This window comes from Odoribacter splanchnicus DSM 20712 (assembly GCF_000190535.1).
GTDB classification, from domain to species: domain Bacteria; phylum Bacteroidota; class Bacteroidia; order Bacteroidales; family Marinifilaceae; genus Odoribacter; species Odoribacter splanchnicus.
Genome location: NC_015160.1, coordinates 1060984 through 1083278, shown reverse-complemented (window position 1 = coordinate 1083278; position 22295 = coordinate 1060984). Strand labels below are relative to the sequence as shown.

The window sequence follows — 22295 nt, the reverse complement described above, 5'->3', positions numbered from 1 at the left end:
ATTTGTTTGATTGATTTTGCCGGGCTGCATCTTATATTTATAAAAGAAAATTTGATGGAAGGAGTTGGATAAGATAAAAAAGCTTATATTTGTTTACCTATTACAAAATACCGATGATGCTTATGTCAGGGATATATACGTTCAGGAAGCTTGTTTTGCTTGTGCTGGGGATTTGCTGGTTGAACACGCTTGGGGCTGCCGAACCCGAAAAAGTCGTTTATAAAGTGGATATTAAAGACGAGATCGGTCCGGAAGTGTGGCGTCTGGCCCGAAAATCTTTCGACCTGGCCGGGCAGGAAAAGGCGGATTATATTTTAATTCATATGAATACTTACGGTGGGATGGTCGTGTATGCCGATTCTTTGCGTAGTATGATTCTGAACTCACGGAAACCGGTATGGGTATTTATCGATAATAATGCTGCCTCTGCCGGGGCATTGATTTCTATTGCCTGCGACAAAATCTATATGCGCGAGGGGGCGAATATCGGGGCGGCTACGGTCGTGAATCAAACGGGTGAGGCGATGCCCGATAAATATCAGTCCTATATGCGCTCGATGATTCGTTCTACGGCAGAAGCTCAGGGCAGGGATACGTTGGTTCAGGGCAGGGATACGGTTTATCGTTGGAAGCGGAATCCGCATATCGCCGAAGCCATGGTGGATCAGTCTATTTATATCCAGGGTATTACCGATAGCGGACGGGTAGTGACTTTCACTGCCCGGGAAGCCATGAAATACGGTTTTTGTGACGGAATGGCAGAAAGTGTGGAGGAAGTATTGAAAAAAGAACAGGTTGAAAACTATACGATCCGGAGCTATCATCCTACCGTCACCGATCGGATTATCGGTTTTCTGATCAATCCCGTGATACAGGGATTGTTGATTATGGTCATTGTCGGTGGTATCTATTTCGAATTGCAGACCCCGGGGATCGGTTTTCCTTTGGCTGCCGCCCTGACGGCTTGCCTGCTCTATTTCGCTCCCTTGTATCTCGAAGGGTTTGCCGGGTACTGGGAGATCATTGCTTTTGTCGTGGGAGTCGTCTTGTTGCTTCTGGAAATTTTTGTGATTCCGGGCTTCGGTGTAGCAGGTATTTCCGGAATTGTATTGATTATAGTGGCCTTGGTTTTTGCAGGGATAGATCATTTCTCTTTCCGTTTCCTGGGTGATTTTGTACGTCCGTTGGTGCGTTCCCTGTTTCTGGTGGTGAGTGCTTCTTTGGTATCCTTGTTGATGAGCATGTGGTTGGGGGCTAAATTATTCGGGAGCCGTCGTTGGGCTTTTGCCTTGCATGCTGAACAAAAACCGGAAGACGGTTATGTAGGAGTAGATTTGTCGGTACGGGAAGAAATCGGCAAACAGGGGATCGCGGTGACAGATTTGCGGCCTGCCGGGAAAGTGGAAGTAGGCGGAGAAGTGTATGATGCCGTCTCTTTGTTGGGAGATTATATCGAAAAAGGAAATCGGGTGATGATAAAAAAGTATCAGGCAGGACAGGTATATGTCGTGAAGTGTGAAAAATGAAGATTGTAATTAAGTAGGATGGGAGTTACTGATTTACAAGTGTTGCAGGCTTTTAAAAAAGGACAATTGGAATTGTTTTACCGTAGAATTTATCCGGGATTATTGTTGTATGCTGTAAAAAATGCAGGTGACCGGCATGATTTTCTGGCAGAAGATTGCGTACAAAATGCTATTTTTAATGCCTGGAAAAGAAGAGACTCTTTTGATTCTATCTATACATTGAAATCTTTTTTATACACTTCTGTAAAAAATGAGATCATCAGCCTTTACCGGAAAGGAAAAGCACAGGAACGATATTCTTCCCAGCTGGAAAATGAAGCATTTTTTGCCAATACGGTTATCGACCAGGAGACACAGTTGTTGTTGTTCAATGCTATTCACAGCTTGCCGGATAGGGAACGTCAGATTTTTGAATTAAGTTTTATTGAAGGTTTGAAAAATATTGAAATTGCCGAACAATTGGGCGTTTCGGATAGTACGGTTAAAAAGGCGAAAGCCAAAGCGCTCGAAATTTTACGGGAAAAATTGGATCCCCGGTTATTTCTTTTTTTCTTCCTGGGATAATAAAGAGGACCGATGGATAATAAACGAATTTACGATAATTATGCTTTTATAAGCTATAAGCGTGAAGATGAAAAATGGGCGGAATGGCTTCAGCGTAAACTGGAAGGGTATAAATTACCTACAATACTAAAGAAGACAAATCCGTCATTGCCCAGGCATTTACGTCCAATCTTCCGGGACAAGACAGATTTGGGGGGTGGTATATTAAGCGATGAACTTGAAAAACAATTACAAAATTCTGAATTCCTTATTGTTATCTGTTCGCCTCATGCCTCACGATCGGAATGGGTGAACAAAGAAATTCAGGTATTTATCGACGAAGGACGTTTGGGAAATATCATCCCGTTTATTGTTGAAGGACTTCCTCATGCCGGTTCTGCTGTAGAGGAATGTTTCCCCCAGGCGTTGAAGAATATACCCAAGGATAAGGAGTTGCTGGGGATCAATGTACAGGAGATCGGTAAAGAACGGGCTTTTATTAAAGTTATAGCCCGGATGTTGTCGCTTCGCTTCGATAGTTTGTGGCAGAGATGGCAGCGGGAGAAAAGGTTACGTCGTAGTTATGTCGTTACGATGCTGGCTTTTTTGCTGATTATCTTTTATTTTTTTGCTATTCCTTCAAGGGTAGAGCTCACCGTGAAAGATTTATCTCACCGATTGCCGTTGCCTTCCTGTGCAAAAATTATTTTCAACGGTACAGAACAGAATATCGGTTCTTTGGATACGGTTTTAATCCTGGATAATATCCGGCCGTATTATAAAGGACGGCCGTATATGTTGGAATTTAATGCCGGTTATTACGATACTTTACGTTTTCAGGGACATTTTTCCTGGGGAATGACGACCTATGTGACATTGGAGTTGAAACGTGACAGTACGTTCGGTGTCTATCAGGGAATAGTTTACGATGAACAAGAGGGGGTGCCTGTCCAGGATGCCGTTGTTACTGTCGATAATCGGACAACCAGGACCGATGTCCGTGGGATTTTTAAAATAGTTTTTCCCTTACAGGAACAGACTTTGTCCAAGTCTGTCCGAATAGAGAAAGAAGGCTATCTTCCCCGTTTACGGGTCGACGAGTGTCCTGATGCCAAAAACCTTACTCCTTATCCCATGCGGAAAAATACATAGGACCGGCGGGTGGGCTTGAGTTAAAAGAATTGTTCCAGCGTACTGATCGGGTTAAAATTAAATGAAAAGAACGATTATGATGAAGTATCAGTCAATAACCATACTGTTTGTTCTGCTTTTTTTATTCCGGATAGCACAATCGCAATGTATAGAGACCGGATATGTCAAAGAATATAATGGGGTTGAGGAAAAGACACCTTTGCCAGGAGTAGAACTTCAGGTGGTCGGTTCTCCTTCGGCTGTCAGTGACGAGCAAGGACGTTTCGAACTTCATTTTGCCGTGTTAAAGCCAGGACAGGCCGTAAAGTACAATGAGATTTATAAACCGGGATACATCCTTTTTAATAAAGAAGCGTTGGAGATATGGAGGATTTCCGATAATAAGACTCCCTTTGTGGTGGTGATGTGCCGGGAAGGTGAGTTCCGGGCTTTGAAGAAAAAGTTTTACGGGATTATTGAAAAATCGTACCGCGACGATTATCTGCGTCAGAAGGAGCTGGCTGAAACCAGTATTGCCAATGAATTGGAACTAACCGAAAAATTGAAACAACTGGAAAAATCTTATCAGGAAAAACTCAGTAATATAAATACCTATGTTGAAATCTTTGCCCGTATCGACCGGAACGAAATGGACGATAAAATAAGCCGGGCCTTGCAATTGGTGGAAGAAGGCAAGATCGATGAGGGAATACGTTTATATGAGGAATTGGAACTGATCGGTCAGACGAACGAGCAGTTGAATAAATGGAATACCGGTGAAAGGGTGATTCAGGCCGGACAGACTATGAAAAACGAGGCTCAGCAGGATTTATTATTGATGGCTGATAAACTTCGTCAGCAAGTCGGTCTTTATGAAATGGGTGGTTGGGACTATAACGATCAGCGTATCGAAACTACTCATAAGCTGGTAGAAGTTTACCGGCTGCTGAATAAAGCCTTTCCCGGCGAATTTGCACCCCAATTAGGGCAATGGCTTTGTCTGGAAGGGGATAACTCGAATGATCCGGATACCTTGTTTGCTAAAGTTACCGAGGCTGCCCGACTTCCATCCTATGCCGGACTGATTATGTTAGGAAATTTGTATGAATACCGTTCGGTCAAGGAGATTCAGTATCTTGAGAAAGCGCGAAGCTGTTATGAACAAGCTTTATCGCTGATCTCTGCTGATGATAGTAGCCGCTACGCAGAGAAAAGATTGAATTCTTTTTATGATTTTACAGACTCGACGACCGGACATCCTATTTATTATAAAATATTGTCGGCTCAGGAAAAAACAGTCGCTATTTGGCCTAAAAGTATAATTAGCTATAATGATCCTGAGGGAGAATTGGTTTTACCTGAGTTTGTAAAATACAAAGGGGAGAAATACCGTCTCGTATCGATCGGAGCTAATGCATTTAAAAATAATAAGCGGTTGTTGTCGGTTACGCTACCTAAAAGTGTCACCGGGATCGGTGAAAATGCTTTTTACGGCTGTTTTTCTTTGGAATCTATCCGGGTGGGAGAAAATGTGGAAATGGTAGCTGAGGGGGCTGTACCTGAATCTACTTTATTGATACTTCCCGATAATACCCGGAAATTACAGGGATGGCTTTATGATTTCATTTATAAACGTTTCGAATTTATGCTTCAGGATTCGAAGAACATCGGACTTGCCGGATATGCCATTTATCATTTGGCCGACGACCTGTTGAAAGATAAAGTGACACCTGATGATCATAAAGCTTTTTATTGGTATCTGAAAGGACATATTTTAGCTGATAGTGTATACGCCGAGTGTAATTTAGCAGAAGCGGCAGCTTGTTTCAGACAAGCGCTTGAAAAGGGGGGTGCTGTTGCAGCTTATCGGCTCGGTTTACTGTATTATTGGGCCGGGGATTATCGGAATGCTTATGATTTTTATGTTCGGGCTGCCGATGCGGAAATTTTGGAGGCTGATAACCAGCTGGCTTATATGTATGCAAAAGGTCAGTATGTAAAACAGGATTTTACAAAAGCTATGGTTTATATCGACAAAGCGATTGCCCGGGATTCTGCCGATCCGAATTACATCGATTCCAAAGGGGAAATCTACCTGATGATGGGACAGCGGGATAAAGCTGCCGAAGCCTGGAATAAGGTGGTTAAAATGGACCCGGCGTTTGACCGGAGCCGGTCTGATTTATATAAAAAGCTGTATGGAATACCGGAAACCCAATTGTCGGATTCCAGTAAGAGACTGAATAATTATATCGATATTGTTCGGGCAGTGGCCCGGACAGAACATGCCCGTTTCTTTAATGCTTGTGAAATGCCTGAATATGAAGAACTACTGGCTATCGGAATAATTGCCGTTCAGGTGATGATAAAGAATAAAACCCCCGAACAATTGGAAAAATACAATGCTTTCTATTTGGCTACTGCAATCCAATGGGCTATTCAAAATGAATTGCAGATAAGATACAAATGGTATGGACAGGTTATTCCTCATCAAAGAATGGAGATTAAAAAAGAAAATAAGTGGTTAAATCAAAATCAAATGCTTTTTCTTTCTATATACCGGACCATCGTTTTACTATATAACCATATCGGTTTGTTTCAAGAGAATAATCTTCGGTCTGAAATTGAGAATGCAAGCCGTATTTTATTGCAGGCAATCGATAGTATCCCTGTTTCTCACCGCGATCTTGCCCGACAACTCATTTATGAACAGAAGTTTGTGAGTGAAATAGCCAAAGAACAGGGAAAAACATTTGAAGCATGTTACAGAGATATTATGCCTGTTGTAAATTTTTTGTGCCAGGCAATCAGTATAGTTGGACAGAAAATAGAATATAATAAGAACATCACTTTTGATCCGGATTTTTCTGATTCTTCCAGTATGCTTTTTTCAGAGCCTCCTAAAAAATATCTCGATATCGTTCGGATTATTGCACAGGCCGAGCAAAAAAATCTTATCGACCGTAAACAGAATTTTATCGATTACGAAGAATTGTTGTCGGTCGGAATAATCGCTGTGCAAGTTTTAACAGGAAAAAAAACTGCCGAAGAATTGGAAAAATATAGCAGTGTATACCTTGCAAGTTCGATTCATTGGGCCATCCAGAATGAATTGAAAATGCGATACAAATGGTATACTCCTGTCCGGTTCGGCAAGCTGATGAGTACTGAAAATGAGCAGGATTCGTTGCTCTCTCAATATATGACTGTCGTCTGGCTCCAAACTGCCGGAGCTCTGTATAACAGAAAAGATTCTATCGATAACCGTTCACTCAGAGCGGAGATAGAACAAGTGGGGAGTGCCATTCTTAAAGAAATAAGCCGGCTTCCTGCCGATCAGCGTCAGTGGGTCACAGCCCTTTTTATTCATCAGAAAGAACTTGGAGAAATTGTTGAAGCGTATGGCATCCGGGTGGAAGATTGTTTGAGAAGCCTTTCACCGTTTTGGAAAAAAATAAAAGAAATAGGGAGAAAGAAATACCGATAGCCTGAATCAGTCACTTTCGGATATTTTTAGCTACCTTATAAAAAAAATTCAAAAAAAATTGTCTTTTTTTACCCCATTTTAGATCGATTGCGTTATAGGGATGTTTTAAGGAAGGAGCTAAAATGGAAAAATTGGAACATACTGTCTTTCAGATCTCCGAATTGATCGGGAAAGAAAGGTTTGGAACGCTTTCGGAGGAAGAAAATGAAGTGTTGGAGGAGTGGCGCCGGCAATCTGCTGAACATGAGACCCTGTACCAAAAATTGCAGGATACCCGCTATTTATCGGAATCTGTTGCCCGGTTGTCCGGTATCGATACCCGGCAGCCTTTACTGCATATGCAGAGACAAATTGCCGGCTTTACCCGTCGCAGGCAAGTCCTTCGTCTGCGGCAGATCGGTGGAGTGGCAGCTCTATTCCTTATTTTGTTGGGGAGCTTCTGGTTGGTTCACCGGCAGTCTTCGCTTCGGCAACCTCCGGTCGACCGGCCCATTCTGGCAGGAGGGCCTCGTGCTGTTTTACATTTGGGAAACGGCGAACTCATCCATTTGGATACCTTGCAACAAACGATTACACAAGGAGAGGTCAGGATTTCTAAGACCGACGACCGGAAATTATCCTATGATAGCCGGCAGGAAAAAAATGAGAAATCAGGAAAAGTGGTGTATAATGAAATAGAAATTCCCCGTGGCGGAGAATTCGATTTGGTTTTGGCAGATGGGACCCAGGTATGGTTGAATGCAGAAAGCCGTTTGCGTTATCCCGTTGAATTTTCGGGAAAAGAGAGAAAAGTCGTATTAGAAGGGGAAGCTTATTTTCAAGTAAAGAAAAATCCATCACTTCCTTTTCGCGTAGAAATCCGCAATCAGGTCATCGAAGTGTTGGGTACGGAATTTAACGTTTCGGGGTACAAAGACGAGGTACATGTCTATACGACATTAGTAAACGGGAAAGTAAAAGTAGCAACTACCGGCAGGGATATGACTTTGTTACCCGGTGAGCAGTGTGTGTTGGATACCGGTGACGGCTCGATGATCAGGCAACAGGTCGATGTCGATAAAATAATCAGTTGGAAAAAGGGGAAATTTATTTTGGAAGAACAGACCCTGGAGCAAATTATGCAGAAGCTGGCCCGGTGGTACGATATCACAGTTTTCTATCAGAATCCGGCATTGAAAAACAAGGTTTTTAAAGGAAGTGTACCCCGGTATGCTGAATTACAGCAGGTATTGAATATTTTAGAAAAGACCGGTGAAGTGCAATTTCATATTCAGAATCGCACGGTCATTGTCAAGGAATAGATATGGATTTTCTGACTACTCAAACCGGTTATGAATTTGTGTATCGTAAAGGTGTTTTAAATACCGGTGAAAAGGTGACTTTGGAATTGAAAGAAGCAACGGCAGAGCAGGTTTTGGATGCTTTGCTCAAATCCAGGGGATACGATTATGAAATAGTCGACCAGGTGGTGGTCATCCGTAAAGGGGCGGCTGTGTATGCGCCTGAAATTCCTCGGCATGTTCGGGTGCTGCAAGGGACGGTGAAGGATTGCGGAGGAAGGCCCTTGCCCGGGGTTACGGTCAGGATAAAAGGAACGACCCTGGGGGTGGCGACGGACCAGAACGGTGGTTATCGTTTGGAACTTCCTGCAGATAAAGAGATTCGCATCCTTTTTTCATTCGTAGGTATGCAGGAGCAGGAAAGGGTTGTCCGGGATCAGAAAGTGTTGGATGTGATATTAAAAGAAGAGATTGCCGAAATGGAAGAAGTGATTGTAACCGGTTATTCTACCCGTAAAGTGAGTGAAATGACCGGGGCGGTACAGCAATTCCGGGGGAAGGATATCGTACAGTCGGCGACCGGCGGAAATCTGATGAATGCCTTGAAAGGCCATACAACCGGTTTACAGATTACGGGTAGTGACGGGACGCCGGGAAAGGACGGGGCTTTGTTGCTGAGAGGACTGGGAACGTTTTACGGGAATGATGACGGTAGTGGCAGCAGTTCGACTCCTTTGATTGTGATCGATGGGGTGATTACGGATTATACCAGTATCAGTGGGGTCATTTCGCCTTCGGATATCGCGGATATTACGGTATTGAAAGATGCAGCTTCTACGGCTATTTACGGTTCGAGGGCTGCGACGGGCGTGATCGTGGTGACGACCCGGAAAGGGATAAAGGATAAAATGACCGTTTCACTGGATGTGAAAATGGGAATCAGTACTCCTGTTTTCGGCGGGCTGAAGTATATGAATTCATCCGAATTGTTGGAATTCGGGGAAATGACATTACGGAATTGGTGGGATACCAACGAGAATTTGAGGGAGATGTATGCAGACCGGGAAACTTTTGTACAGGATACGCTGGGAGTGCTACGGAATAATTTCGATCTGACGAAGACAACCGATTGGCGCGATTTGGCTTACCGAACCGGATTGAGTAAAGATGTGGCCATGAGTATCCGTGGCGGAGGAGATAAAATGCAATATTATTTTTCCTACAATTATTACGATGAGAAGGGGACTCAGGTGGGCTACGACTTGACCCGTCATCTGTTTAAGGCAAGGATGGATTTCGATATCACCGAATTTCTGAGCTTCGGGGTAAACATGAACGGTACGTTTCAGAAAAGTGTGAGCCCTTATACCGGTTTGGTTACTATGGAGAGTATTCATCCCTGGATATCGCCTTATAATGAAGACGGGACTTTAAAATACAATATGGAGGCGTGGAGTGACATGGTGATGAGTGCCGAAGCTTTGGTGAATCCTCTGCGGGACAATGCATACAATGACCTGACAGAATTACGGAATAATTTGTTCGGTTCCTTTTCAGGGATATTGAAGCCTTTTTCATGGCTGACTTTGAGTTCCACCAATACCTTTACTTTAATCAATACGAATGCCAATGAATATCTGGATAGCCGGACTTATAGCGGTAATCATAGCAGTAATAATGTGAGTAACGGTACGCTGAAAGTGGATGACGGACGAAGCTGGAGTTTTTTGACCTCCAATATATTGCGTTTGCAACATCGTTTCGGAGAGCATAGTCTGGGTGGTTTGCTGGGCCAGGAGTGGTATGAACGCCACAGCCGCACCTCCCATGTAGAAATGTATGACCAGCTGATTGCGGGGGAACGGAATGTCGGAGGATTTGCCAAACAAGGGAGAAAAAACGATGCCGGAGTGGTGCCGACGGGGACAGAGAGTGATGCGGGTAGTTTTTCGGTATTTTCGGAAATAAATTACAATTACAGTGGAAAATATATGGCTTCCGTATCCTTCCGTACCGACGGTTCGACTAATTTTGGAAAAGATTGGTCAGGTTGTCCGTGATAGAGCAAGCCTCCGACAATCCCCGTTCTGCCATCGGGATAGACCTGTCGGAATCCGAATGAGTGCGGAGCCGAGTCATAGTAGAGTTCAATCTCACACGGACAATTCGGGTTCTGTTCCCATTACTTCAAACGGTCAATACATTTTTGCAGGGTGTCGTTCTTGATTTCCTTTGCGTAGGCGGTAGGTATTTTGCCTGCTACTGATATATAATAGTGGCAGGCAAAATGTTTATATTAAATCTCGGATTGATGATAGAATAATTTCTCCTAATGTAGATGTACTGATATATGTTATAATATAATTATTCTTTGTTGATTTGTCGATTGGATGTGTTGTGCGAATTAGGACGTAAGTTCCATCTTGAGTTTGTTCAATCGAACAAACGACCCCACTAAATTTGAGGGTATCATTTTGAATGAAAACCTTCTGCTCATTTTTTAATTGTGTCTTTGTATTTCTTACATATAATGTACTTATCCATAAATGTTCTTGTTTTTGACAAGCTTTACATTCAGCATAAAGTGTTTGCTGCTCTCTTATGCTTACAAAAAAACTCAATGCCAAGATTAGAAGTATAAATAGTATCACGAGTAAAGTTCCCCATTTAAAACGGAAGCCAAATGATGAATCTAATATGTTCTGCAATTCAGGACATCTATTGCTTAAATTATTGTGTTCTTCCATATTATATATTAAGTTGATTCTTGACTAGCGTATGATATATACCGTTCCTACTCACTAATTCTTCGTGAGTTCCTTGTTCAACAACAGAGCCGTTACCTAAAACAATAATATTATTGGCGTTTCGTATTGTACTCAAACGATGTGCTATAATAACAGCGGTTCTACCTCTCAAGAAGTTATTCATATTACATATGATTTCTGATTCATTCTCGGCATCTAAAGCATTAGTAGCCTCATCCATTAAAATGTAATCAGGATCTTTATAGACAGCTCTTGCAATTAAGATTCTCTGCTTTTGCCCCGCGCTTAGCCCTAAACCATCAGTGCCTATCATAGTTTGATAACCCATCGGGAGACTATGGATAAAATCCAAAATATTAGCTATCTTGGCAGCATTATCAAGTTTAAATTTATTTGGCATTTCAACTCCTGGAGCAATATTACCAGCGATTGTATCAGAAAAAATAAATCCGTCTTGCATAACCACACCACAACGCATTCTCCATTCACGTAGGTCATAATTGAGTACATCCTGATTGCCTATCTTAATTGTCCCCTCATCTGGTTTGTAGAAACCTAATATCATTTTAAGCAATGTGGTTTTTCCACTACCACTTAATCCAACTATTGCGGTGGTTTTTCCTTTAGGAATATCAAATGTAATATTATTGAGTGTGTAGTATGTTGCTAATTTATCATACTTGAAACATAGATTACTAATTCGTATAGTTTCATAAGGAATAGATTTAATTAACGATGTTTTTTCTATTATCTCATCGTTGATTGCATAGATGTCATTTAAGCGTTCCAAACTAAGTTTAGCATCCTGATATTTCCGGACAAAAGAAATTAATTGTTCTACAGGGTTATTAAGTTGTCCAATTATAAATTGAATCGCCATCATCATTCCTAGTGTCATTTCTCCTTGTATTGTCAAAGAGGCTATTAGTGCTGTGATTAAGGCGTTTTTAATTTGCAATATAAGAATAGCACCAGATTGTTGATATTGCGATAGAGTTAATCCATCGGATACTAATTGATATATTTGAGCCTGAATTCTTTCCCATTCCCAACGTTTCTTTTCTTCACATCCACATAATTTTATCTCCTGCATGCCCATTACCAGTTGTATCACATTACTTTGATTTGATGCACTTTGAGCAAAAACTTTTTTATCTAATATGGCTCGTCTCTTCATGAACATAAGTACCCATGTCAGATATAATATAGTACCTCCAATAAATATCAGAAATACCCTCCAATCGTATATTAAGACAATGGTCCCTAAAATTATGACATTGAAAATAGAGAAGACTAAACTTAACCCGGTCTCAGTTATAAAATCTTTTATTCGTGTATGATCGCCAATCCTCTGTATTACATCACCGAGCATTTTTGTATCAAAGAAACGAATAGGAAGTTTTGTTAATTTAATTATATAGTCTGAAATCAATGATATGTTTATGCGTGTTCCAATATGCAAAAGAATCCAATTTCGAATAAATTCAATAGCTGAATTTCCGAAGATAAGAAACAATTGTGCTATTAATATTAGCCAAATGAATTTCAGGTTCTGCGAGCCAATACCATAATCAACAATCGCTTGAGTTAAAAAAGGAAATATCAATAGCAACAGAGAGCCAGCAATTAGCCCTAATAACATTTGAGAGAGAGCTCCTTGATAAGGATTGATATATTTAAAAATCCATTTGTATCCATAATATGAAGAGTTCCTTATATCGTTTGCAAAGAACTTGTCAGTTGGTTCTAAACATAACACGATACCGCACTGGCTACCTTGTTCCCAGCATCCTGAAAATTCCTCTTCTGAATACTTAAACTTTGCTCCAACTGGATCTGCAACATGATAGATTTTTTTATTCCGACGTTGTGAAATTTTATACAAAACAACAAAGTGTTCCTTATTCCAATGTATAATACATGGCAATGGTGTATCTTTACATAACTGTAATAAGGAAACTTTTGCACATAATGTTTCAAAACCAATTTGCTTAGCAGCATAGTCTAAGCCGAGCAATGTAACCCCCCGGTTAGTAATAGAGCACATATCTCGCAAGTATTCTAATGAGAAATCCTTTCCGTAGAAAGACGCAATCATACGGAGACATGTTGGACCACAGTCCATACTATCATACTGGGAATATAAAGGAATTTGGGCCATTTATAATTACACAATACTTCGGTAAATTTTACCGATTTTAAAAATTAAACATTCGAGCCGGTTTTTCCGGTTCAATACACCAACGAGTTCATTGAAATATTGTCAAAAACGAATCTTCAAGCAGTAAGATTTATGTGTGCTTTCCAATGTGATAATTTGCTGAGATTAAACAAGAAAAGTATTGCATAATTCGATGATTATTAGTAAATTAGAAGTATACAACCCCTTCTGATTATGGCTAAAAAATCTCTTCTTATGCAATACCAATCCGAGTGCCAAGAGGCTCTCAAATCAGTAGCAAATATACACAAACCATTTGAAAAAGTCTTCATGGATGTAATGAAATTGTTTATGGCCATCCCCGACAGGATAAACTTTCTTCAATTGGGACGATATGGAGAATTCTCGGAGCAGACCTATCGAAACAATTTCAAGAAAGACTCATTTGACTGGTTTTCATTTAATGAGCAACTTGTCAAAGAGCACCTGCATGGTACAAGAAAGGCAATTGCCATAGATCCGTCCTATATATCCAAGTCCGGAAAGAAAATCCCTTGGTTGGGATATTTCTGGTCAGGTTGTGCAGGAGAATACAAGCGAGGTCTTGAAATCATGGGAATCGGAGTCATCGATGTAGACAATCACGAATGCATGACTTTAGGCTCGGTTCAAAGTCCCGACACCAAAACCCTGAACAATATTGACAAGACTCTTGTCGATTGGTACGCAGGCTATCTGATAAACAGAAAAGAACAAATTCAACGTATATCCAACATTGTTGTTGCAGACGCTTTCTTTTCCAAAAGCACATTCGTCACACCTATGTGTGATAACGGCTACAATGTTATCAGTCGTTTCAGGAATGATGCGGTTCTTTTTTATCCGACAACGGCAAAACATACTGGAAAGAAAGGACGGCCAAAGCTATACGATGGTACAATAGATTTCTCCAGCCTTGACATCTCCAGATGTACGGAGCATAAAGTTGACAAGGGAAAGCTATATGGGCTGAAAGCCTGGTCCAAAGCCATGAGACGCATGATTAGCCTTGCCGTCTGGTACCCTGAGGAAAACAGTACTGACAAGTGGCAGCTGTACTTCTCGACAGACCAAAACCAATCGGCGATTGATGTCTTGGAATATTACAGGACACGATTCCAGTTGGAGTTCTGCTTCAGGGACAGCAAGCAGTATGCAGGAATCACAGACTGCCAGTCAACAGACTTCAGAAAACTGTCATTCCACTTTAATGCGTCACTTACGGCTATCAATCTGGCAAAAGCAGCTTGCAAAAGGATTGGAATACCTTATTCCATCTCATCGTGCAAGTCGGTAATACACAATGCTTATATGCTTGAACGATTTATTTGCGTGTTCGGCATTCAACCGGACACAACATTAATTGACAAAATTTTCAAAGGACTGATTCTATTTACTGCCAGAGCCGCTTAGGCTCAGCAAATTTTTAACGAACTATTGATTACAAGTTTATCAACAGAAAGTCATTTCCATCATACGCAATAATTCTTTTATCATCATCGCTTACACAGAATGCCTGTAGTCTTTTATTTATCACATATGTCTCAAGGATATTACCTTGCCAATCGCATTTTACAACTTTGGTCTCTGCCGTACCATCAGAATGCTTCTTATCCATATCAGATGCTTTTAAACCCCAGTATAAAGCATAAATATAGTTATCGGTTGTGCTAATATCTTTAAATTGGATTGGGTTTGCCTCCCAAACATCAGCTTCAGATATTGTAGTATAGTCAAAAGACTCTATTGCTACTATAACTGTTTTATCCAGACTATTAATAAAATCATATATTTGAATAGCAGGAAACATTTGAAAAGCGTATACTCCCATTTTCTTCTTGTGATTATATGAGAATTTTCCATGATTTAAAATCCAAGAAGGGTATCGTTCATCAAAGATAAGTTTCCTTATTTCGGTAACAATCGGCTGGCTGTTATGATTATCTGAGTGATATATAGCTTGTATGCCTGACATTGGCTGTCGTCCTATGAAATAATACTCATCTGGAGATTTGTAAAATGCTTGCTTTGCCTCCAAGACCATTTCATATGGAGTTCGCGCATTATTGGACATCAATGCTTTAGATGTTCTAAGTATAGTATCATTAGAGATAATGTTGATATAGGGTTGATCACGTTCAACTACATACATATTTCCATTATTATCCCAAAATGATACAGGAGCAAATATGCTGTAATAATTATTTTCTTCTCTGAAAAAGGTTTTGCGAAATTTTAATAAAGTGTTATTATAATCAATATCATAAGAACAAAGCATTTGATGCCCGTAACCCCCAACATAATCATAAGTAAGATATAATGAATGCTCAATAATTCTTAAATCCTGAATATTCTTGATTTGCAGGGTGGAGTCAACCACAAAAGGGGTTGAAGAAACTCTTGAAACACTCTGAGCAGTGGTATTACCACATGATACGACACTTAACATGAATAAGACGAGACAAGTGGCATAAGTTAAATTTTTCATAATTCATTATAATTTATGTGACACATTTTTATTTGATTAGATTGAATTTCAAAGATTGACACCGGTGGGCAAACAAAACGATACGGACATAATTTGCATTTAGTGCAATCACGGGTTAATCTCCATGTTCGATTTTCCTTAAACTCATCTATGACTACATCAACCAAAGAGAACCCTTTATCGTTTACATTTGCTATACTTTTTTTTGAACCGTGGGCATATACATTCCCATCTGGAGCTATATCTATCAATCCATAGAAATTGGAGTTTAATTTTTTATTTCTAAAAAGAGCATTGAGATTAATTTTGGTTTCCTCTATATCACTAAGTTCCGTATAGACATATTTGCTAAACATCTCTTGATTGTTGCCCGTCCATACAGGCAAAATAACGCCCATATTAAACATTATGTCCTGCTCATCATATGCCAAATATTTTTGGTCACAATTGTATGCACTATTAAAAGTATAAAATTTATCATTACTACTAAATCGATCTTGATAAACAATAAATGATAGATTTAATTTAATGTCTATTTTATTTATCGATGTTACTATGGTTTCATAATCTTCGGAGTACAAATGTACTCTATATGCGAAATTGTATTTCGATAGCAATCCAACAAGTTCCTCACACGAATAGCGCTCCAAAAAATTGTTTGAAAAAATTATATCAATAGTAGCAACACTAGTTAATTTCAAATTGTCTATTAGAATTCTCAATTGGTCTAATGTTAATGAAGCTGCAGAGTCTTCGTATGATGGACAAGGATGCTGAGTAGCCGCGATGCTTCTTAATCTTTTTAATAGAGAGTTGCCTTTATCTATCATATTCGAGAGTCTTATAAAAGCACCTGAAATATACTTTAATTTGGAACCAATTAGCTGTAGCCTGCTTTCAATTCCATTATCATTGAACTTATTTATATCTTTCTGTAAGTTCAAAATTGGTAGACAGATAATTGGTTTAACATCGCTTTCATCAATGCCTATTACGCCATTCTTTAACGCCCAATCGATGTCACGAGATTTATACTTATCTAAAATCTCATATTTAACAACCCCAAGATTTATAGGTGTATATAACATCTTTATTAGGTTGATTAGTTTTTCATCACGAGAAATCTTGACAATGCCACCATTTGTATTATATAATAATATCAAACTGTCGTTAATAATATCAACGAAAACATTTGGCGACATCGTTAGCCATTTTGTATGTTGCGAGTCTAACATCATAATATTACTTCGTATTGCTGCATTATATATGAGTACGCTTCTGGATATTTTCTTAGGAAGTCATTTACCTCCATTTGCATTGATTTATTGTCGATAGAAGTTACAAAGTACGAACATCGAGCAAAATGAGATTCCAATTGGCCATTATTAAATATACAACATAAACAACCTTTGTGATTAAAGCACTTCCGACAAGTCTGTCGAACTCTGTCATAATATGAATTATACATTTGGGCAATAGCCTCAAAGTCTATATTTACTTTTTGGTCTTTAATTGTGCCTAACTGATACTTATAACTAATTTTCTCACAAGGCATAATTTTGCCGGAAACAGTAACAAATATCTTTTTGGTAAACGGAAGACATGTGCCAGTAGGAAGTTCTTTTCTTTCCTGTTGTGAGTTAAACAATAATTCATTATAGTCCATATATGCATATGGTGAATGCATTAAGATATAACGGGCAACTCTCTCAAAATTAGGGTTATTCCAAAATGGCAATTCTGACAGATCCTTATTCATTTCCATCGTTGATTTCCATTTATCTTGAAAAATGGACTTAAAGAGTTCTATCTCATCTAAATTTATTCCATCTGTATTTATTTCGGATATAGTCGGAGATTTATGATAATGCGTGTATATATATTCAGTAATATCTTTAACCGAAGTTCTATTACTTAAGACAGCATTAAACTCAACAGATGATTCAAAATAATATGGATATTTATCTTTTAATTGTTCAACAGCGTCAGTTATTTTGCCGAATGCAGGTTGACCATTAGGAAACACTCTTAAAGATGACCCATTTTCATCTCCGTCCAAACTGATAAGAATCTTGAATCTTTTTTTAACGAGATAATCCATATAACGTGGCAACAATATAGCGTTTGTTGTCATAGAGAATACAAAGGTCTTATTATATTTAGATAGATTATTCTCAATGTAATCCACCACACCATAAATAAATGGCATATTCAAAAGTGGCTCGCCTCCATAAAAACTAATTATAATGTTACTATCCCCTTGGGTGTCGTAACCAGCATCCCACAAATTTTGTAGATATTGCAACAATGTTATGGCATTGTCCAAAGGCAATTCTCTGCCTTTTCTCATATCTTTGTTAGAGTACAACTTTCCATAACCACAATAAACACACGACAGATTACACCGTTCTGTGATTTCGAATGTAATTTGTGGTGTGTTCGCCAAATATTCGGCTATATTATTGCCATTTAAGTAATTCATATCATCTTAATTCTATAGGTTCATAAGGCATTCCCTTTTCGTCTTTTGCAGGAGAACCAAAAGAACCGTCGTTTTGTCTGACCAACACTCTTGATCCAGCTGAACTTAGAAATGTCATTGGTGTTGTCATCATTCTGTGAATTGTACGAGCTGCACTCTCTTCGGTACATTTCTGTTCTTTCTCATATTGATATATATGTATAGGCGTTGCTGACACGCTTAAACTATACATTTCCCAGATATACATTCCTGTAGACTCTTCAATCTTAATGATGAGCCCTGGCAATCCAAAAAATTTATATGGGCCATAAGAAATAGGAACATCCAGAGTATACCAGGCCGTATATTCTCGTCCAGCATATTTTGTCGTTGCTTTGTTGCATGTGTAATTATACAACACCATTGTCTCGTCCAATGAGTATGTCCAATTAAGATCTTCCCACATAGAAGGATAACATAATACTCCGGCATTTAATATCATCCGATATTTTTCATGTCGTCTTTTCTCCAAAGGATAGCTGTATATTTCACAAGGGTATGTAATATTAGGATTGTTGCTTGTTGATAATCCTTTCTTAAAGTTCTCTGTTGCCAAAGAATCATAATGATAGATTATCTCACTATAATCTTTGATAACACTTCTACCAACTTGAATAACTCTTCGGTCCTCATTATATTGTTTCTGGGATGAATGGTTTTTAAATTTAAAACTATAATGGATTTCAAAACGTGTAGTATCAATACATTTGTAATTGTCTAATCCTTGAGGAGCAGGAGACAATTGGGCATAAACATTAATACCCCAAAGAATAGCTATGACAGATAATAGATATTTCATAATGCTTCATTCTGTGAAGGGTTCGGCAACCCTTCACAGAATTGTTGCCGAACCCTCATTGTTAATAACACTTAAGGAGTAACAATCACCGGATCAAGGAAATATACCATCTCTGTCATTGAGCCCTTAGAACTCAAGTTTCCTGCATGGTTTGCAGTTCCATTATCCATTGTTGAATTAGATCTGCATGCGCAACCACATACATTACCTCCTGCGAGGGCGTTCATTTCTCGCTCATTCAAAGCATTCTGAGCAAGAGCACTGAATTTTAAAGTCTTCATGTTGCTGTTAGTTAAATTTGTTAAACATAGATTGATTATTTATACACCAATTGCAATTGTGTCTTTAGAATATTCTGCACCTTATCTTCAAAAGGATACTTCGAGGTCGAATGTGATAAATCGAAGTATTCTCTGTCAAACCATTTGATATTGAATATACATAACTCTTCTTATTAAAGATGTTGTCACAAGAGAGGGTGAATGACCATCTTTTATATGTGTATTTGATGTTGGCTTCACCAAGCAAGAATGATCCATCATCATTGTTCAAATTGTTATAATAATGCGAGGCACTTGCACCAAGTGTTATATCATACGGGAAATAGAACTCCAATAACGCATTATTGCTTATAGTTCTTAATAAAGGCATATCTTCACCTGTTTTCATTCGCGTCTGAGACTGAGAATATGACCCATTATAACTGAACGATAGCCATTGGAATGGCGTTAGACTTATATCCAACTTTGCATTTAGTGAATTGCCATTATATCGAACAATCTCATTCTGCAGCAGAATTGGACTGTCGTAATAACCATAACCGCATTCTGCACCAATTTTGAGTCTCTTCCAGTCAAAGCCTTTACTTGCTCGTAACTTTGCAGAGAAGACATCCATTGTCTCATTGGTTTTGATGCTGGTAATTCTCTCCGATATTCCATCATAATAACTACCATATAGAACATCTGGACGATTATGAGTCCAACTCACATCAATTCCAAAGAACAGCATTGAAACGATGTTTTTGTAATCATATGACAATGTGTAATTCTGCACCTGAGACTGGTATAGTTCGTTATTCTCATACACAGATAATTGTCTATATGATGTTAGGATATATTGATCGTATAGGTTCTCTATTGCAGGATTTGAGTGACTTAGACTTGAGTTAAAACGAAGTTCATTTGTTCCATCTATATCATATTTCAAAGTAAGATGTGGTTCTACAACAAAACGGTGTTTGTCCGTGTCAATATAAGTATCTTTGTTATTCAGATTGAAATATCTGTAGTTACCAGTAACATATAAGTCCGCATAGAATCTCTTTATCCTATAATTCGCAATAATACCAATACCAGTATTGATGGAAGTCAAACGCAAATCATTTTTATATGTATCCAAATAGCTTGTCAATCCATTATGTGAATAATCAAAGAATATAGTAGGATGAATTTGGAGATTACCCCAGACTATTGCAGATAAGAAATCGAGCCGATTTTCAGTTGATATATTTCTACGTTCAGCAGACTGAAACATTTGTTCAGACATAATTACATCAGGAAACAGATTGGGAGCGACTGATAAACTATGTGGTTTCTTTTCAAGATTAATCTTTGACAGAAACTCAACACCTTTGTCGCTTCCTGTTCTACTGGTCAAATGAAATAGGTTATGCAGTCGATAGTTCTCAACATTATTTTCCTGTATAATATCTTCTCCAGCATAGATATTACTATAGCCATCGGTTGATAGCCAATCAAATTTCAACTGTTCCTTAATATAGTTTCTCTCGGTATTCTGCATATAGGTAATATTACCATTGGCAATATTTCTATGGAGAATACCATTGAAGCTTTCGTCAACCACATTCTTTGACCCATCAGGAAGCAGTGTCGTAGTCACAGATTGATTGCTGCGTTCATCTCGATCATTTAGATAAGCTGCATTAATTCCAAGTTCACCATTCTTGCCTACACGAAATACTTGGTTGTATGTTGCAGAATGTGATTGATTGAAATAATAGTATCTTTTGTTTATTCCTGGAGTGGCAGGCATTGCAATATCTGAAATAGTAGATGTCCTGGAATAGTCATAATCTGTGTGTGAACGTAGTTCACTTTCAAGGTCAGTTCCAGAATTATTACCCTTATATGTGGCAAGCAATTGGCTGTTTCTCTGAAAATATGTAGTTATAAGTTCATTGTCCCAAAGCAGTTTATCTACATATCCTCCTCCAAGAGTAGCAATAAGATTGAAAACACCCTTTACGCCGCTTTTGAGTTTGAGGTTTATTGATGCTCTCTCTTCCGGTTTAAGGTCTTTCAATGCCTTGATGTCCTGATGGTTTTCCAAAACCTCGATCGTACTGATGCTGTTTGGATCGATATTGTTTGTAGCAATACCGTATCGTCCTTTCATAAGGTCAAGACCCTCGATATAGAAGTTTTTGATAGGTTGTCCTTTGTATGAGATCTGTCCGGCATCTGATACAGTTATACCCGGCAGGCGTCTTAGAACCTGGCCAATGGAGATGTCATTCTTAGATTGGAATGATGCCACATAATAGCTTATTGTGTCACCTTTAGAATATATTTTAGGGGCACGAACTACCACTTCATCTATTTCTTGCGCCTTTTCATCGACAATTATATCTCTATTCTGCGACTTGTTGTCACATATAACGCTAGTCGGTGTGATATTCAATCCTGAGACATTAATACATATGCTATCAACAGGAGCCTTGAACGATAATGTAAAAGAACCATCTGTACCACTTAAGCAAGAGGCAAATACACTATATTTCTGCTCTACTCGTGACACATAGACATTAACATCTGCAACACCATTTCCTGATACATTTCTTATTATTCCGGAAATATGTGTGTTTGTTTGTCCCAACAAAATCGTTGGAACAAACAAACAGATGATTAATAGGGTTATCAAAGACTTCTTCATTACAGTTTAGTATAGGTTTAAAATCCCCTCATATTCATTCTCATCTGCTACATATAGAATGCTATATGTTCCAGATTCAAGATTAATTAATAGTGGGCTGTCATTGTTAGAGAGATAAAAAATGCGACTAATGCCCGAATTAAGGTCTGTTACGATAACTTCAACATTGCAGTTTCCCTCAGATGAATCGAAATACATTATGCCAGAATCATAATAACAATCAATCCATAATGGCACCACCGTTCTAGGTCTATTTTTTGAGCCCGTTATATGCAGACGTGCTAAGGGTAAATCCGTTGTGGTAGTACTTGTCGTTTCTTGTGCAAACGATTCTGGAACTGCAATCGCAGTCTAGATGATTAGGCAGAATAAAAACTTTTTCATAAGGCGATAATGTTTGATTTCAGTTGCAAAGGTAGAGGGCAAAAATCAAACAATTATCATTTTAGTAATAAAATAAACTATCTGCATGAATTTATATCTATGTGATAATCAATAAATTAAACAGCGGATAGATTTTAGTTTCTATCCGCTGTTTAATAAATCCGTAAACTGTTGATAATCAGTCCATTTTCTCGCTTTTCAAATGGGGGGGTG

Annotated in this window: 15 protein-coding genes and 1 pseudogene; 7 read left to right on the top strand and 9 right to left on the bottom strand. The window is 38.9% G+C overall.

Annotation, left to right across the window (positions count from 1 at the left end):
* Positions 1–122: 122 nt before the first annotated feature.
* The 6 genes from ODOSP_RS04530 (at position 123) to ODOSP_RS04505 (ending at position 10027) form a co-directional block, all read left to right on the top strand.
* Positions 123–1526: an NfeD family protein gene (locus ODOSP_RS04530; protein WP_013611205.1), complete on the top strand. Its 1404-nt coding sequence runs from the start codon at positions 123–125 to the stop codon at positions 1524–1526.
* Positions 1527–1544: 18 nt separating this feature from the next.
* Positions 1545–2090: an RNA polymerase sigma factor gene (locus ODOSP_RS04525; RefSeq protein WP_013611204.1), complete on the top strand. Its 546-nt coding sequence runs from the start codon at positions 1545–1547 to the stop codon at positions 2088–2090.
* A 12-nt stretch (positions 2091–2102) separates the two neighbouring features.
* Positions 2103–3221 carry a toll/interleukin-1 receptor domain-containing protein gene (locus ODOSP_RS04520; protein ID WP_013611203.1) on the top strand — a complete coding sequence of 373 codons (1119 nt, stop codon included), beginning with the start codon at positions 2103–2105 and terminating at the stop codon, positions 3219–3221.
* A gap of 61 nt (positions 3222–3282) precedes the next feature.
* Positions 3283–6687 (top strand): leucine-rich repeat protein, encoded by a 3405-nt coding sequence (locus ODOSP_RS04515; RefSeq protein ID WP_013611202.1) that lies wholly within the window; start codon positions 3283–3285, stop codon positions 6685–6687.
* Positions 6688–6809: 122 nt separating this feature from the next.
* Entirely contained in the window at positions 6810–7988 is a 1179-nt protein-coding gene (locus tag ODOSP_RS18665) for a FecR family protein (protein WP_013611201.1), read from the top strand.
* 2 nt (positions 7989–7990) lie between these two features.
* Positions 7991–10027 (top strand): SusC/RagA family TonB-linked outer membrane protein, encoded by a 2037-nt coding sequence (locus ODOSP_RS04505; protein WP_013611200.1) that lies wholly within the window; start codon positions 7991–7993, stop codon positions 10025–10027.
* On the opposite strand, the pseudogene ODOSP_RS19155 reads toward ODOSP_RS04505, so the two are convergent.
* The 3 genes and pseudogenes from ODOSP_RS19155 to ODOSP_RS04495 form a co-directional block, all read right to left on the bottom strand.
* Positions 9943–10236, bottom strand: a pseudogene (locus ODOSP_RS19155) (DUF4120 family protein). The gene ODOSP_RS04505 and the pseudogene ODOSP_RS19155 overlap by 85 nt on opposite strands.
* A gap of 22 nt (positions 10237–10258) precedes the next feature.
* Positions 10259–10714 carry a hypothetical protein gene (locus tag ODOSP_RS04500; RefSeq protein ID WP_013611199.1) on the bottom strand — a complete coding sequence of 152 codons (456 nt, stop codon included), beginning with the start codon at positions 10712–10714 and terminating at the stop codon, positions 10259–10261.
* A gap of 1 nt (position 10715) precedes the next feature.
* Positions 10716–12896, bottom strand: a complete 2181-nt coding sequence (locus ODOSP_RS04495; RefSeq protein ID WP_013611198.1) for a peptidase domain-containing ABC transporter — start codon at positions 12894–12896, stop codon at positions 10716–10718.
* Between the two features lie 234 nt (positions 12897–13130).
* Here ODOSP_RS04495 and ODOSP_RS04490 point away from each other — a divergent pair, with 234 nt between their 5' ends.
* Positions 13131–14348 (top strand): transposase, encoded by a 1218-nt coding sequence (locus ODOSP_RS04490; RefSeq protein WP_041556396.1) that lies wholly within the window; start codon positions 13131–13133, stop codon positions 14346–14348.
* A gap of 28 nt (positions 14349–14376) precedes the next feature.
* On the opposite strand, the gene ODOSP_RS04485 is transcribed toward ODOSP_RS04490, so the two are convergent.
* From ODOSP_RS04485 to ODOSP_RS04460, 6 genes are all read right to left on the bottom strand, one after another.
* Positions 14377–15423, bottom strand: a complete 1047-nt coding sequence (locus ODOSP_RS04485; protein ID WP_013611196.1) for a BF3164 family lipoprotein — start codon at positions 15421–15423, stop codon at positions 14377–14379.
* On the bottom strand, positions 15420–16625 hold the full coding sequence (locus ODOSP_RS04480) for a hypothetical protein (RefSeq protein ID WP_147347669.1): 1206 nt from the start codon (positions 16623–16625) through the stop codon (positions 15420–15422). Before ODOSP_RS04480 ends, ODOSP_RS04485 begins: the two co-directional genes overlap by 4 nt.
* A 32-nt stretch (positions 16626–16657) precedes the next feature.
* Positions 16658–17905 (bottom strand): radical SAM peptide maturase, encoded by a 1248-nt coding sequence (locus ODOSP_RS04475; protein WP_013611194.1) that lies wholly within the window; start codon positions 17903–17905, stop codon positions 16658–16660.
* 1 nt (position 17906) lies between these two features.
* On the bottom strand, positions 17907–18743 hold the full coding sequence (locus tag ODOSP_RS04470; protein WP_013611193.1) for a GLPGLI family protein: 837 nt from the start codon (positions 18741–18743) through the stop codon (positions 17907–17909).
* Positions 18744–18814: 71 nt separating this feature from the next.
* Positions 18815–19024, bottom strand: a complete 210-nt coding sequence (locus ODOSP_RS04465; RefSeq protein ID WP_013611192.1) for a TIGR04149 family rSAM-modified RiPP — start codon at positions 19022–19024, stop codon at positions 18815–18817.
* A 64-nt stretch (positions 19025–19088) separates the two neighbouring features.
* Positions 19089–21698, bottom strand: a complete 2610-nt coding sequence (locus ODOSP_RS04460; protein ID WP_013611191.1) for a TonB-dependent receptor — start codon at positions 21696–21698, stop codon at positions 19089–19091.
* Positions 21699–22295 lie beyond the last annotated feature (597 nt).